Here is a 16832-nt window from a genome sequence, read left to right on the forward strand (position 1 = left end):
TAAGCGATTTAATTAAACAGGTACAAAATAGTTGCCCAAGGACGATATCTCTTTAATTTGTACCTCGAAAACTTAAGTTTATCTTCTTTTTGTAAATGCTTTCATTCGATAAGGTTAAAGCAGTTAGTAAGTAGAGCCTAAGGGAACACAAAAAGGGAGGATAAAAGAAATGAGTAAACAAAGAAAACGCTTCTCACTCGTTCTTGCAATGTTAATGGCCGTTACACTTGTTCTTAGTGCCTGTGGAGGAAGCAAAGATGCTTCAGAATCCGGGGGAGCTGGAGATGACGCGGTAGAGTTGATCTGGTATACCATCGGTACCCCTCAGAAAGACGTCAACAAAGTGATGGAAGAAGTGAGCAAGTATACCAAAGAGAAAATTAATGCCACGGTAACGATGAAGATGGTTGACTGGGGTGACTACCCGCAGAAGATGCAGGTTAACGTAGCATCCGGTGAGCCAATGGACATTCTGTTCACTTCTTCTGGTGGATTCGATTATGTACAAAATGCCAGAAAAGGTGCATTCCTCGAACTGGATGACCTGCTTGCTGAATACGGTCAGGATCTTACCAAGACCATTGATCCTGCATTCCTAAGCGGTTCCAAGGTAGACGGACACAATTACGGAATTCCAGCCAACAAAGAGCTCCCACAACAAGAGGTATGGCGCTTTAACCAAATGCTGGTTGATAAATACAAGTTGGACATCTCTGGTGTCCGTACGTTAGACAGTCTGGAGCCTTTACTGAAAACGATCAAGGAAAACGAGGCGAGTGTAACACCATTTGCCATGGATAAGAACTATGTTCCTTACGTGCCATATGACTATGTCATTCAGAATCTGCCAATGGCAATCAAGCTGGATACAACAGACTATAAGCTTGTGAACATACTGGAAACACCTGAAATGAAAGAAGCACTTACCACGATGCACAAATACTACAAGGCTGGTTATGTATCGGCAGAAGCGGCAACAACAGGTTCGACCAATGATCTGACAACATCGGGCAACTGGTTCCTGGATCGTGCACAGACTCAGCCGCTTGCGGACAATCAATGGTCTGCAAGTTACGGTTATCAAGTCGTTTCAACACCTGCAAGTGAAGCAATTATAACAAATACATCTGTACAAGGCTCCATCATGGCCATCTCGGCCAACTCGGAATATTCAGAGAAAGCGATGGAATTCCTGAACCTGCTGAATACAGATCCTGTGCTGCGTAATATGGTGGACTCCGGTATTGAGGGCACACACTACAAAAAAGTGGATGACACACATATGGAAAATCTGCCTGAATCGAAAAACTACGATATGCCTTCCTACTCCCTTGGGAACAACATGCTGCTCTATCTGAACAGCAATGACCCGGACAACAAATGGGATGAGTTCAAGAAGTTTAACGCTGAAGGTGTCAATTCCCCGATCCTCAGCTTTAACTTTGATGCAAGCAATGTATCGTCCGAACTAACGGCGGTACAGAACGTGAAGGAGCAATATTGGGCAGCACTGATGACAGGTACACTGGACCCGGCAGCCAATCTGGATCAAGTGATTGAGAAGTTCAATCAAGCCGGACTGGAGAAAGTAATGGCTGAAGCCCAAAGCCAGCTGGATGCCTGGAGAGCGGAAAACAAGTAACAGTACATCGTAAGGATCGGGCGGCTGCTTATCGCGTCCGGTCCTTTTTCATTCAAGCCTGAAGGAGGAACTCCACAATGACTACATTTTTGAAAAACCTGATTAGAAACCGAGTCATGCTGCTCATGGTGCTGCCAGGCGCCATCTGGTTCTTCTTCTTCTCCTACTTACCACTTGTGGGCACAGTGGCTGCTTTCAAAGAATATCGGTTCAGCCGTGAAGGGTTCTGGGCAAGTCTGATGAAGAGTGAATGGGTTGGCTGGGACAATTTCAAATTTCTGTTCAGCACAAGTGACGCATGGCTCATTACACGCAACACCCTCTTCTATAACATCGCCATTATCTTCTTGGGACTGGTATTTGCTGTGGCATTGGCAATCCTGCTCTCGGAGCTAGTGAATAAACGACTTGCCAAACTGTATCAAACCGGCATGTTTCTGCCGTATTTTCTATCCTGGGTTATCGTTGGTTACTTCGCATTCAGCTTCTTGAGCATGGATCGCGGGATGTTGAATCAGATTATCGGCTGGTTCGGGATGGAACCAATTCAGTGGTACTCCGAGGCCAAATATTGGCCGTATATTCTGGTATTTGTAGCGTTATGGAAAACCATCGGTTATAGCAGCGTTGTCTATCTGGCTTCGATACTGGGAATTGATAAATCACTCTATGAAGCAGCCATGATTGATGGAGCAAGCAAATGGCAGCAGATTCGTAACATTACGATTCCGTTGCTGTCGCCCATCATCACAATTATGACCTTGCTGGCCGTAGGACGCATTTTCTATGCCGACTTTGGACTGTTCTATCAGGTGCCAAGGGATTCGGGTACGCTTTATTCCGTGACAAATGTTATTGATACGTATGTATATCGAGGTTTGAAAACGAGTGGTGAGATTGGGATGAGTACGGCTGCCGGATTGTATCAATCCGTCGTGGGTTTTGTGCTTGTTATGATCTCCAACTATGTTGTTCGCAAAGTAGATAAAGACAGCAGCCTATTCTAGGACAAGGGAAAGGAGTGAACCACTATGGCTCAAGCAGGGCTTGTTAAAAAACGTGACTTCCACCACGTATCCAGCGGCTGGAACGTGATCATGAACATCATCGCCGGTCTATTCGCTCTGATCTGTGTATTTCCTTTTATATTTGTAGTCATCATCTCGTTTACGGACGAGAAAGCACTGGCCCGTGATGGGTATCGTCTGATTCCGGCAGAATGGAGTCTCGCGGCATATCAGTTTGTCTGGCAGAGTGGGGACACGCTGCTGCGGGCGTATGGCGTTACCATCCTGGTGACGGTACTCGGTACCATCATTAGTCTGATTCTCATGTCGCTGTATGCGTATGCGATTTCCCGCAAGAGCTTCCGATATCGGAGATTTTTCTCCATCTTTGCGATTCTGACCATGTTGTTCAACGGCGGGATGATTCCAACTTATATGGTCGTATCCCAGCTGCTTGGGTTGAAAGATACGTTATGGGCACTGATTCTGCCGCTGGCGATGAACGCCTTCTATATTATGATCCTGCGTACATTCTACTCCACCAGTGTACCGGATGCAGTGATTGAATCGGCGAAGATTGATGGCGCCGGTGAGTTCTATACCTTTATGAAAATCGTGGTTCCACTCTCCTTGCCGGGACTGGCAACCATCGGGTTGTTCAGTACACTCGGTTACTGGAATGATTGGTTCAATGCGCTGTTATACATCGATAATCCTAATCTGGTGCCGCTGCAATCCATGCTGATGCGGATTGAGTCGAGTATCCAATTTATCCAGCAGAACTCTGCTAACAGTTCGATGAGTCTGGCAGCCATGCAGTCCATTCCGCAGGATACGTCCCGAATGGCGATGGTTGTGCTTGCTACGTTGCCGATTATATTCGCTTATCCGTTCTTCCAGCGTTATTTCGTACAGGGTCTGACGGTGGGCGCAGTCAAAGAATAACCGGATCTCGTTATAGGATTGGAGAGATGCAGAATGATGACTTACAAGGACCATAGCAAATCCGTAGAGGAACGGGTACAACACCTGCTTAGCTTGATGACTACGGAAGAAAAGGTAGGCCAACTTACGCAACCATTCGGCTGGCAGACATATACGAATGATCAAGGGAACATCACGTTAAATGAATCCTTTAAGCAGCATGTGGAAAATGGGGGCATCGGCTCCCTTTACGGTGCGCTTCGAGCAGATCCGTGGACTGGCGTTACGCTTGAAAATGGTCTATCGGCCAGAGAAGGCGCTGAGGTGGTTAACCTGATTCAACGCTATGCGGTGGAGCATTCCAGACTGGGGATTCCCATCCTGATCGGGGAAGAGTGCTCACATGGTCATATGGCCATTGACGGAACGGTCTATCCTGTCCCCCTTTTACTGGGGAGTACATGGAATGTGGATTTATATCGGGAGATGTGCCAGGCAGTAGCGCGGGAGACACGTGCTCAAGGTGGTGCGGTCACCTATTCTCCGGTATTGGATGTTGTGCGTGATCCGCGCTGGGGACGTACCGAGGAATGTTTCGGTGAAGATCCGTTTCTCATTGGAGAACTGGCAGTTGCTTCCGTGGAAGGGCTTCAGGGTGAAAGTCTTGACCGTGGAGATACAGTAGCGGCAACGCTGAAACATTTTGTTGGTTATGGCAGCTCGGAAGGTGGACGTAATGCAGGGCCTGTACATATGGGCTGGCGCGAACTGCTGGAAGTGGATCTCTATCCATTCCGCAAAGCGGTGGAAGCTGGCGCTGCGTCGATCATGCCAGCGTACAACGAGATTGATGGCACGCCTTGCACCGTGAATACGGAATTGCTGGAAGATGTTTTGCGTAAGGATTGGGGCTTTGACGGTCTGGTCATTACGGATTGTGGTGCGATTAACATGCTGGCAAGTGGGCATGATGTCGCGGCAGATGGAATGGAAGCTTCCGTACAGGCGATTGAGGCAGGCATCGATATGGAAATGTCCGGTGAGATGTTTGGGCAATATCTGGTGCAGGCGGTGGCAGAAGGCAAGCTTGATGTGCAGGTTCTGGATCAGGCCGTCTCTCGCGTGCTGGCGTTGAAATTCAGACTGGGATTATTCGAACAGCCTTATGTGGATGCCGATCGCGCAGCGGAGGTCATTGGCAGTGAGCAGCATGTTCAGCTGGCACGCCAGTTGGCTGCGGAAGGTGTGGTTTTGCTCAAAAATGAAGCTGACACGTTACCTCTATCGATAGCAAATGTAGGCCGGATTGCCGTCATTGGTCCCAATGCGGACCAGGCTTACAATCAACTCGGTGATTACACATCACCACAGCCGAAGTCCAAAGTGGCGACGGTACTGGATGGGATTCACAGTAAGCTGGCTAATCATGTGGATGGGCAAACGAAGAAGAGTTCTGTTGGTCCTTTGACTGGTGACAGCAGTACAGATCAGTTGTTATATGCACCAGGCTGCCGGATCAAAGGTGATTCGAAAGAAGGATTTGAACGTGCCATCGAAGTTGCCAGCCAAGCGGATACAGTCATTATGGTGGTTGGCGGCTCCAGTGCACGTGACTTTGGAGAAGGAACGATCGATCTGAAGACGGGCGCTTCCAATGTATCGGATAACTCCTGGAATGATATGGAGTGCGGTGAAGGGATCGACCGGATGACGTTGGGGCTTGCCGGAGTACAGCTGGAACTTATTCAGGAGATTCACAAGCTTGGCAAGAAACTTGTCGTTGTTTACATTAATGGTCGTCCCATCACTGAGCCTTGGGTAGATGAACATGCCGATGCAATTCTGGAGGCGTGGTATCCGGGTCAAGAGGGCGGGCATGCCATTGCAGATATTCTATTCGGTGATGTGAATCCGTCAGGCAAATTGACGATCTCCATTCCGAAGCATGTCGGCCAATTACCGATCTATTATAACGGCAAACGTTCCCGAGGGAAGCGTTACCTCGAAGAGGATCTGGAGCCACGTTATGCATTTGGATACGGACTGAGTTATACCACATTTGAGTACAGTGAACCCAGTCTGAGTGCTGGGTCCATGACAGCTGGTGAATCCGTTAAGGTATCGGTGAATGTGACCAATACAGGGGAATGTGCAGGTGCGGAGGTAGTGCAAATGTATATCTCTGACGTGGTTAGCTCGTTGACTCGTCCAGCCAAAGAACTGAAGGGGTTTGCAAAAGTGAACCTGGAGCCTGGGGAGACACAGACCGTGGATTTCCGCATCGGAGCCGAGCAGCTGCATTATATTGGTCGTGATTTGAAGCCTGTCGTTGAAACTGGACAATTCCATATTCATATCGGCAGCAGCGTAAAGGATACGCAAATGGCCGAACTGACGGTAAGGGAGGTGTAAGATTTTGGAACGTATCAGACGTTTTATTCGCGAGTTATCCGAACATCAGTGGCTGGAGCAATTGCAGCTGCGCAGCTGGGACATTACCCGCGCTTATTATAACGTGCCAGGACAGTATGAGGATCAGGGTGAGTACCCGGAAGGCCAAGATTTTGAGCGTTTTCCGAGCAAACAGGGAACGACTTATTTTTTTAGAACACGTTTGGAGATCCCTGCTACATGGCAGCAAGCACCTTATGGGCTTGTATTTGAAGCAGGGGGAGAAGGTTTGCTTCGGGTAAATGGGCACTCCTATCAGGGACTTGACCGCAATCATACCTACGTCACGCTTGATCCATCCAAAGTCGGATACGCTCCTGAACTTGAGATTGAGATGTTTGATCCGGTACCTGAACCTGTAGACCCGTTGAATCAACAGGCGGTTATTCAGCCGCCAATCACATCCATTACGAGCCTGCTGGTGAGACCCAATGAAGCGGTTCGTAGTCTGATGTACACCGTCATTATTGTGCGTGATTCGGCTGTGCTACTGCCCGAAAGTGACTTCAGGCGGATTCGCCTGTTAGAACTGGTGTATCGTGCGATGGATCAATTTGTAGGCATGTCGGCAGAAGAGATTAAGCAGGGAGAGGGTATTCGTCAGATTGAGAATAAACTGAAGCATCATGTGCGTGAGATTGGTGGCAACGCGGAAGGTCTGGAGCATATGGTGGGACAGTCCCACATTGATATTGCCTGGCTGTGGCCTGTACGTGAGACGGTACGCAAAACGAGCCGTACTTTCTCCACCGTGGATGCACTCATGAATGAATATCCGGACTATGTTTATTCCCAGAGCCAACCCTTACTATATGCGTTTCTGAAGGAGCATGATCCTGAGCTGTACGCGCGGGTGAAGCAGCGGATTGTAGAAGGCCGCTGGGAGCTGGTTGGCGGCATGTGGGTTGAACCGGATCTGAATATCCCGAGCGGGGAGTCCCTGATCCGCCAGATGTTATATGGTCAGCGTTTCTATATGGAGGAGTTTGGCAAGACATCGCAGATTGAATGGTTGCCGGATACATTCGGGTACTGTGCCTCCCTGCCGCAGATTTTGAAGCATGGCAATGTGGAGTATTTCATGACAACGAAGCTGGGCTGGAATGACACAAATGTGTTTCCGTACGATCTCTTCCACTGGGTGGGCATTGATGGAACGCCAATTCTGTCTTACCTCAATCATGGTGTTAACGAGCATACGCTGCCGAAGGACATTCATGATCACTGGCAGTCCTACCGTGAGAAAGCTACGCATCCGGAGCACATGCTTCTGTACGGACATGGAGATGGCGGCGGTGGGGTAACACGCGAGATGCTGGAGTATGTGGATCGCGCAGACCTGATGGTAGGTCAGCCTGCGAGCCGTTATAGCACAGCTGGAGCTTTCTTTGCCGGAATTGAGAAGGAGCAACCTGTACTTCCGAAGTGGCATGGCGATCTATACCTGGAGTTACATCGGGGAACCTACACGACACATGCGCGCAATAAGCGCAACAATCGGAAAGCGGAGGTTCTGTACCGTGAAGCTGAGCTGTGGAACACACTCGCTCTGCCAGATATGGAGGCGAATACCGAAGCTGAAGTACGTTCGAATTTGCATGAAGGCTGGAAGCTGATCTTGCTGAATCAATTCCACGATATTATACCGGGATCGGCGATTACGGAGTCCTACGTCACTTCGAATGAGGAATATGTACAGGTATTTGAATTGGGCAGAACCGGACTGGATCAAGGCATTGCAGCATTGACAACGGGTATCAACACAGAGGGACCAGAAGGTTCAGTAGCCTATGTTGTATTCAACAGCCTGGGCTGGAAACGCAGTGCAGTCGTTCAACTTCCTGTGCAGGATGGCTCGGACCGCTACGGCATCGATGAACAAGGCCAGCACTTGCGGATGGATCGGGAGGATGGCAGCATGTCTATTCTTGTGACAGACATTCCGGCGTTTGGATATAAGACGATTTGGCTGGTACCAGAAAACACAAGGGAAACGAATGTACGGGAAATGAAGAACCATGCCGCAAAACCAACCTTTAATGATACATGGGATACTGCCTTTTATCATGTGCAGTTCAACAAACGTGGGGAGATCACCCGCCTGTGGGATAAAACCGCGGAGCGTGAGATGCTGAAGCCGGGTGAACGTGGCAATCAACTTCACTTCTTCCATGATCGTCCGACACTCTGGGATGCATGGGATATCGATAATCGTTATGAGGAACAGATGACTGGCGAAGTAGAACTGTTGGAGAAAAAGCTGGTGCTGGCGGGTACAACGAAAGATGTCTTGCGTTTCCGCTGGAAGCTACATCAATCTGAAATCACACAAGATATCGTCTTTTATCATGACTCACGGCGAATCGATTTCCAGACACAGGTGAAATGGAATGAAGATCACAAACTTCTGAAAGTCGGTTTCCCGATTGATGTGGTGACCTCCAAGGCCACATTCGAGATTCCATTTGGCGCACTGGAACGACCAACACATCGCAACACAAGCTGGGAACAAGCCCAGTATGAAGTCTGCGGACATCGCTTCGCGGATGTATCCGAATATGGATACGGCGTGAGCCTTCTGAATGATTGCAAATACGGGTACGACGTACAGGGAAGTACCATTCGTTTGTCCTTGCTGCGTGCACCCAAATGGCCTGATCGCACCGCTGATCTGGGAGAACATGAATTCACATATTCCCTGTATCCGCATGATGGAGACTGGAGAAACGCACACACCGTCCGTCAGGCAGCCGAGTTGAATCATGAGGTAACGATACAGCAGGTGAACCAAGTGGAACAGACGGCGCAGGTACTACAGAGGGAGCAAGTACAACATGACGCAGGAGCTGGCGACGATCCAATTGCAGATGCAACTGCAATCGCTGCACATTCTCGTCCAGCAACAGGCTCTTGGATTAACTTTAATAGTAACCATGTCATTCTGGATACCGTCAAAATGGCAGAGGATGGACACGGCACCGTACTTCGTTTCTATGAATCATCAGGCAGACGCGAAACCATCACATTGCAATGGCCGCATGCCTTTGAGCAAGCCTATCACTCCAACGCACTGGAAGAACCCGTCAAACCAATGGCCCATACCCATGGCCAGATTACACTATCTTTTAAACCTTACGAAATACAAACCGTGCTACTGCGGTAAACCTTTTTGAAATATTTTTGAGCTATATAAGATGAACTTAAACATGTACACATAACGAAGAGTGCAGAACCAGATGGAGAAGCGAAGCGTTCGCCTTTATCCCCGGATTTTCCCTTTAGAGAAGGGAATCCAAAAAATCTGGGGATAACAGCGATCGGAAGATGGTACTGCAATCGTAGTGTCCCAGTGTACAGTTAATGGGTTTATCTTTTTAGCTACACCATTCAATTTGTTTAAGGAGTTGCACTCATCCATGGAACAGTTCAGATTACCCAAAATACCCATGCCACCCGTTGCTTTGCCACAATCCATTCAGGCCGTGCTCGAAGAAGCAGAACAGAAATTGGCTCACCGGCCAAAGCTGCTTCAATTATTCAAAAACTGCTTCCCCAACACCATCGAAACAACAACCAAGTTGATGGAGGATGGTACCACTTTTGTGATCACAGGAGATATTCCGGCTTCCTGGCTGCGTGATTCCGTGGAGCAGGTGGTACATTACATTCCGTTTGCAAAGGAAGACGAGGACCTGCAGCGCATGATTGGCGGGCTGATCAAACGTCATATCCAGTATGTTCATATCGATCCATATGCTAATGCCTTCAATGAGACGGCCAATGACTGGCACTGGAATACCACGGACGAGACCGAGATGTCACCTTGGGTGTGGGAACGCAAATTCGAGATTGACTCATTATGTTTTGTTGTACGTTTGGCGTATTTATATTGGAAGGAAACCGAACTGACTGACATTTTCGATTCAAGCTTCAAAGCAGCGATGCGTAAAATCGTAGACCTGTTCAAAGTCGAACAGCATCACATGGAACAATCTCCATATCGCTTCACTCGCAATAACGGTATCCCAACAGATTCCCTGCGCAATCACGGAAAAGGTATGCCAGTCAACTACACGGGTATGATCTGGTCCGGTTTCCGTTCCAGTGATGATGCGTGTGATTTCCACTACAATATCCCTGGCAACATGTTCGCGGTTGTCGCTCTGCGCCAAATGCAGGAGTTTGCCGAGTGGGTGTTCCGGGATATGGAACTTTTGCAGGAATTGAAGGATCTGGAGCAGGACGTGGATCACGGCATTCAGTTGTACGGGATTTATCGTCATCCGGAATTTGGACCGATCTATGCGTACGAGACGGACGGTTATGGCAACCACTGTCTTATGGACGATGCGGGTACACCGGGACTCATGTCCATTCCATATCTGGGTTACGTCAAAGCGGATGATCCGATCTACCAGAATACGCGCCGCTTCGCTTTGAGCAAAGAGAACCCGTTCTATTATGAAGGCAAGGTTGCCAAAGGGATTGGTAGCCCGCACACCCCACCAGATTACATCTGGCATATGGGATTGTCCATGCAAGGTCTGACTGCGAAGTCTGCCGAGGAGAAACTGGAGATTATTCGCATGCTCGAAGCGACAGATGCAGATACAGGTTATATGCATGAAGGCTTTCACGCAGATGATCCAACGATTTTTACACGAAAATGGTTTGCATGGTCCAACAGCCTGTTCTCCCAGTTGGTCTATAAATCCATGAAGGATGGCCTGATATGAGTATCCAACCTAATGATAAAAAGCTGATTATCTTCGCTGACTCTGCGTTTCCCTTGGAGGGTACTTTTCCAACTGAGCAGGCTCTGAATACATGGAAAGCAGTCGAAGAGATCACCGTTGTAAACGCCGAAGAACTTGCAGAGGTTTTGAAGACCACAGCAGGTGAAGGATGTCTAGTGAATCTGCACGCACCCTATTTCCCAAAATCCGCTTGGACGGAGATTGCAGCTTATCTGCATCAGGGCGGGAGCCTGATCAGTGTTGGTGGTGCGCCCTTCAAACGTCCGGTTCGATATGAGAATGGGGCATGGGTTGTCGAGTCCGAGCAGACTGCGTATCATCAGGAACTCTATATTCATGAGGCACTGAACGTATCTGCTGCCAATGTGCAATCGTACACATCATCTGAACAGATCCCGCTTCTCACTGGGAAAGAGGGGCTGTTCGAGAAGGCAGATACATGGAATCTGGTTCCACATACAACCAAAACAAGTGATCTGCCCCACCAGATGGGTTCATCCGGCCCCATGAGTACGCAGATTTATCCATTACTTCGTGGCATGAGTAAGGACGGACGCAGCATCGCCGCTCCGGTCGTTCTGTGGGAAAACTCGCGCGGGACTTTTGTTGGTTCACGCTGGATATTTGTACATCTGCCGCTGACCACCTCATTCTGGGCGCAGGATGGCGCTGACGAGATTGTGAAGTGGGCGCAATTCTGTGCGCAAGGTGTAACCGAGTTATCCCTGAAAACGAATTATGCTTCGTATGAGCCAGATGAACGGGCTGTACTCACACTTCAAGGCCAGATTTTACAGCGTGCAGGCAATAGACTTATCGAGTCCGAGCTGTGGACGTTTGACATAACCGTCGAGCATGAAAATCGCACAAGTGGCATGACAGAGAAGGTATGGAGCCATCAACTGGAGATGGAGCTTTCCGGTGAGCAGCGTTTCGAACGCATACTTCTCCCGGTTTCCATTGAAAGTGGGCTGTATCGGATCGTTTGCCGCGTACAGGCACCTGACGGAGAGATTCGAATCTTGCGTCAAGGCTTCTGGGGACAGGATGCCGCATTGCTGGCAGAAGGGGAAGTGATTAGCCGCAGCAGAGATTATTTTGTAAAAGACGGACGTCCTCTGCCTGTTGTAGGCATGACCTACATGACCTCCGATGTGGCACGGAAATTTCTGTTTCTGCCAAACGCGGATGTCTGGGATCGGGACATGGCTCAGATGGCGAAAGCAGGAATCAACTGGATTCGGACGGGAATCTGGACCGCCTATCGCAATATGATGCAGGTGGATGGTCATATGGCGGAGGATGTGCTCCGTGCCATTGATGCATTTATTTTAACGGCGAAACGGCATGGTTTACAGGTCACGTTCACTTTCTTCTCCTTTACACCGGAGACATGGGAAGGCGCGAATCCGTATCTGGACCCGCAGAGTGTGGAAGCACAGAAACGTTTCATCCGCAGCATCGTCAGTCGTCACACGCATACAACACATGTGGACTGGGATCTGATTAATGAGCCATCCATGTTTGATCCGGTGCGTATCTTCTCCGCTGGCCCACGCTCCGCGAGGGATTCGTACGAACAGCAGGCTTATATCGCTTGGCTTCAGCAGCGGCATGAGACGATTGAAGCGTTGCAGGAGGCATGGAACATGTCACCGAAGCAGCTTCCCAATTTTGCAGCCGCGGTGATCCCGGAGCCGGAAGAGATTAACTTTGATGTACAGGACATGCACAAGGCCAAAAAAGGAACACGCTGGCTTGATTATTGTCTTTTCTCCATGGAGATGCACAATATATGGGCCAGAGAGCTTGTAGGGACGATCAAGGATCTGGTTCCCGATCATCTGGTTACTGTGGGGCAGGACGAAGCGCTTGGCGCACAACGTCCGTCACCGTTCTTCTATGAACGTGAAGTGGATTATACAACCGTGCATTCCTGGTGGTTAAACGATGATCTGATCTGGGATGGCATTTTCGCTAAAACGCCACATAAACCAAATCTCATTCAGGAGACGGGCATCATGTATGTGGAAACCCCGGATGGCAGAGCGAAACGTACAGAGGAAGAGCTTCACAGCATATTGGAACGTAAATACGCGTATGCATTCGCCACAGGTGGCGCAGGAGCGGTGCAATGGATCTGGAACACCAATTACTATATGGATAACGCCAATGAGTCTCATATCGGAGCCCTTCGTGCAGATGGTACGGAGAAACCGGAGGCGGATGTGTCTTATGATTTTGGCCGATTCATGCATGGCATTCGTGATCTCTTTGAAGATCGTGAGCTGGAGGATATTGCAGTGGTGTTCCCGTATTCCAATGACTTCTCCAACCGTGCCCTGGCCTATGATGCCACAACGAAGCTTACTCGTGTGATGTCCTATGAGCTGAAACTGCCCTTCCGTGCGTTATCCGAATATCATCTGGAAGCACTGGAGCAGCAGCCACCGAAGCTGATTATTGTGCCGAGTCCACATAATATGGACAGCGATGCACTGCAACAATTGCTCACGTTTGCGGAGAAGGAAGGCACGATCTTGCTTATTACAGGGCCGCTGGGACTGGATGCGTACTGGAAGGCAACTGACCGGGCAGATCATATCGTAGGCAAACGCAGTCTGGGTAACGTGCAGCGGGAAGAACTGCTGAATATTAATGGCGTGAATCACCGGGTGAACTATGGACGGCGTCGTATCGCCGAGGTGGCGAAGGAGACTTTGCTTCATGGGGATAAAGGTACACCAGATGAAGTACACGTTCTGCCTCTGGGCAAAGGGAAATTAATCTGGACCCCACTACCGCTCGAGTTAAATGGACGGGACGAGCCACTTGCTGCATTGTATCGTTATGCAACCGAGATTTCGGGCATCGAACAGGAGTTGGAATGGATATCCGGTGGGGATATCGCTGGAATCTACGGCCGGAAGCTGAGTTTTCCAAAAGGAAATCTGTATGTATTTGTATCGGAGTTTGTCTTGAACCATGAGGTTCACGTAAGAGATCCACGTACAGGTGTATCGTACTCGTTCCAATTGGAGAAAAATCGTTCGGTGCTGTTTGCCACGGATGCTTCCGGAAAGCTGATTGCCGTGTATCGCCCTGATGAGGTTGAGATTGTACAACAAGATGAAAGAGGTGGGATAACACGATGACCAAACGGACAAACAAGTCGAAGAGAGCACATATTATTTCGCATACCCACTGGGATCGGGAATGGTACTTGCCGTATGAGAAGCATCATATGCGGCTCATTCAGCTTGTCGATTCACTGTTGGATCAGCTGGATGAGGGATCAGACTATAAAAGCTTTTATTTGGATGGACAAACGATAATTATCGATGACTATCTTCAGGTTCGCCCGGAGCAGAAGGAACGACTGGAGAAGCATATCCGCAATGGGCGGATTGTGATTGGACCATGGTACATTTTGCAGGATGCGTTTCTGACGAGCGGAGAAGCCAATGTGCGCAACATGCAGGTTGGACATAAGGATGCCAAACGTTACGGCACCCCTTCGAAAATTGGTTACTTTCCCGATACATTTGGATTGGTCGGGCAGACTCCGCAGCTGATGCAGCAATCTGGCATTGATAATGTGTTTTTTGGTCGTGGTGTGAAGCCTACGGGGTTCAATAATACGGTATCGGATGCCGGATATGAATCAAGCTTCTCGGAGCTGATGTGGGAAGGACCAGACGGATCGAAAGTACTTGGTGTATTATTTGCCAACTGGTACTCCAACGGAAATGAAGTTCCAGTAGATGAGGAATCGGCCCGTAAGTTCTGGGAAACCAAGCTTGCAGATGCCGAGAAATATGCATCAACCAATGAGCTGCTGTACATGAACGGATGTGATCACCAGCCGATTCAGCGAGACCTGCCAGAAGCGATTCGTATGGCTGAACAATTATATCCCGATATCGAGTTTGTTCACTCGAATTTTCCGGATTATCTGGAAGCTTTGAGAGCATCGTCTGAACATGAACTGTCCACGGTCAAAGGCGAACTGCGCAGTCAGCGTACCGATGGCTGGGGGACTCTGGTCAACACCGCCTCGGCTCGTGTGTATCTGAAGCAGATGAACCAGCTGGGCCAGACCATGCTGGAAAAAGTGGCTGAACCACTGGCATCCTATGCCTATCTGCTTGGGCAAGCCTACCCACATGATCAACTGACCTATGCCTGGAAAACGCTGATGCAAAATCACCCGCATGACAGCATCTGTGGATGCAGTGTGGATGAGGTGCACCGCGAGATGGTGACACGGTTTTATAAGAGCCGTCATGTGGCAGAGGCACTGATTGAAGAGAGCACCAGCCAGATTGCTACAGCTGTCGATACCTCCATATTTGAGCGTTACGGCGAAAATGCCCGGCCTGTTGTGGTATTTAATACAACGGGGTGGGAACGAAGCGGTGTAGTTCAGATGGAACTGGACGCAGCTCGGTTGTATTTCCGGGATGGATATACACTGGAAGAGATGGCCGCGCAGATGAACGCCGTGGACCTTTCAGATCGCATACTGGTTGATGAAGAGGGTAACCACATTCCATGTACGGTGGAGGATCTGGGTCTGCAATTCGGCTATGATCTGCCGGATGATCGCTTCCGTCAGCCGTATAGCTGTCGGCGTGTTCGTATTTATTTTGAAGCAGAGCATGTAGCTGCATTGGGCTTGAAGACTTATGCGTTGGTGAACTCAGTGGATCATGCCAAGAGTGGCTCTCCGTCGACAACGACTACGCTGTTGCGTGGTGAACGGGGTATGGAAAATCAACATATGACCGTCACGATTGCAGACAATGGCTCATTCACACTCACGGATAAACGAACAGGCCGGACTTACAAGGATCTTGGCGTGTACGAAAATGTGGGCGATATCGGCAATGAATACATGTTTAAGCAGCCAGAGAACGAAGTGGCGCGAACAACTGAAACACTTCAGGCTGAGATTCGGGTCCTTGAAGATACATCATACTTGGCCTCATTCGAGGTGATTCATCATTGGGAAATACCGGAGTCAGCGGATGAGATGCTGGATCAGGAACAGCGGGAACTGATTTATTATCCACACCGCAAAGCCCAGCGTTCAACTAAAATGATTCCACTCCAGATCCGTACAGTGATATCACTGAGTCGTAATGGAAAAGGTGTCCAATTAAAAACGACCTTCAACAATCAGGCGAAGGAGCATCGAGTACGTGCTCTTTTCCCAACGGATCTTGTATCTGCTGTTCATCATGTGGACTCCATGTTCGAAATTGCTACACGTGAAAATACGCCTGCACCGGAGTGGCAAAATCCAAGCAATACACAGCATCAACAGAATTTTGTGGATGTGAGTGAACAAGAAGCCGGTTTGGTCGTTGCCAATCTGGGCCTGAATGAATATGAAGTTCTTCAAGATGGGCGTAACACCATCGCCGTAACGCTGCTTCGTGCTGTGGGTGAACTTGGAGATTGGGGCTTGTTCCCGACACCGGAAGCACAATGCCTTGGTGAACATTCGTTTCAGATCGAGATCATTCCGCATGATGGAAATGGTGTAGCGTCAGGTGCATATATTGAGGCCTATCAGTTCCAGATTCCTTGGACGTTGGCACAAACCGAAGTACACCCAGGTTATCTGACACCTAGCAACACACCGTTTGCATGGCAAGGAGACGGTTTAGCATTTTCTTCAATCAAGGTACATGAGAATTCCGGCGATGTCATGTTACGCTGGTTCAATATGACCACCGACTCTGCTATGCTGAAACTTGCGACATCACAAGCGAATCCACAGCCATTCGAAACGGCATACAAAAGCAACATCCTGGAGGAAGAGGGCGAAATGCTTCATGCCCACAGCATAGAAGACGCGTCGACATTATCATTTGCCAGTAAGGAATGGAGCATACAGACAGGTTCATGCGAGATCATTACTGTAGGCTTGCGCCGCTGATAGAAGTTGTTTAAAAGTCCGCTTTTGTCCAGCTTCCTTCCCTCGTCTCCATACTGAAAAACAGACTTTTGACCACCCACCAAAAGGTACAGGACTGCAAGTGT

8 protein-coding genes are annotated in these 16832 nt (G+C 49.0%); all 8 read left to right on the forward strand.

From position 1 onward, the window contains the following. Positions 1-169: 169 nt before the first annotated feature. The 8 genes from J7E78_RS07815 to J7E78_RS07850 all read left to right on the forward strand — a co-directional run bounded on the left by J7E78_RS07815 (position 170) and on the right by J7E78_RS07850 (position 16728). Complete coding sequence (locus J7E78_RS07815) at positions 170-1642, forward strand: ABC transporter substrate-binding protein (RefSeq protein ID WP_215075694.1); 1473 nt, start codon at positions 170-172, stop codon at positions 1640-1642. A 77-nt stretch (positions 1643-1719) separates the two neighbouring features. Next, complete coding sequence (locus J7E78_RS07820; RefSeq protein WP_215075695.1) at positions 1720-2649, forward strand: ABC transporter permease; 930 nt, start codon at positions 1720-1722, stop codon at positions 2647-2649. Between the two features lie 24 nt (positions 2650-2673). Next, positions 2674-3594 (forward strand): carbohydrate ABC transporter permease, encoded by a 921-nt coding sequence (locus J7E78_RS07825; RefSeq protein WP_215075696.1) that lies wholly within the window; start codon positions 2674-2676, stop codon positions 3592-3594. Positions 3595-3627: 33 nt separating this feature from the next. Next, positions 3628-5985: a glycoside hydrolase family 3 N-terminal domain-containing protein gene (locus J7E78_RS07830; RefSeq protein WP_215075697.1), complete on the forward strand. Its 2358-nt coding sequence runs from the start codon at positions 3628-3630 to the stop codon at positions 5983-5985. A gap of 4 nt (positions 5986-5989) precedes the next feature. Continuing rightward, complete coding sequence (locus tag J7E78_RS07835; protein ID WP_215075698.1) at positions 5990-9187, forward strand: alpha-mannosidase; 3198 nt, start codon at positions 5990-5992, stop codon at positions 9185-9187. 253 nt (positions 9188-9440) lie between these two features. Continuing rightward, the gene (locus tag J7E78_RS07840; protein WP_215075699.1) at positions 9441-10760 is read left to right on the forward strand and encodes a glycoside hydrolase family 125 protein; all 1320 of its coding nucleotides are present in this window, start codon (positions 9441-9443) and stop codon (positions 10758-10760) included. Then, on the forward strand, positions 10757-13936 hold the full coding sequence (locus tag J7E78_RS07845; protein WP_215075700.1) for a beta-galactosidase: 3180 nt from the start codon (positions 10757-10759) through the stop codon (positions 13934-13936). The genes J7E78_RS07840 and J7E78_RS07845 overlap by 4 nt, the downstream gene beginning before the upstream one ends. Continuing rightward, positions 13933-16728, forward strand: a complete 2796-nt coding sequence (locus tag J7E78_RS07850; protein WP_215075701.1) for an alpha-mannosidase — start codon at positions 13933-13935, stop codon at positions 16726-16728. Before J7E78_RS07845 ends, J7E78_RS07850 begins: the two co-directional genes overlap by 4 nt. The last annotated feature ends 104 nt before the right edge of the window (positions 16729-16832 follow it).

This window comes from Paenibacillus polymyxa (assembly GCF_018614975.1).
Classification (GTDB): Bacteria; Bacillota; Bacilli; order Paenibacillales; family Paenibacillaceae; genus Paenibacillus; species Paenibacillus polymyxa_E.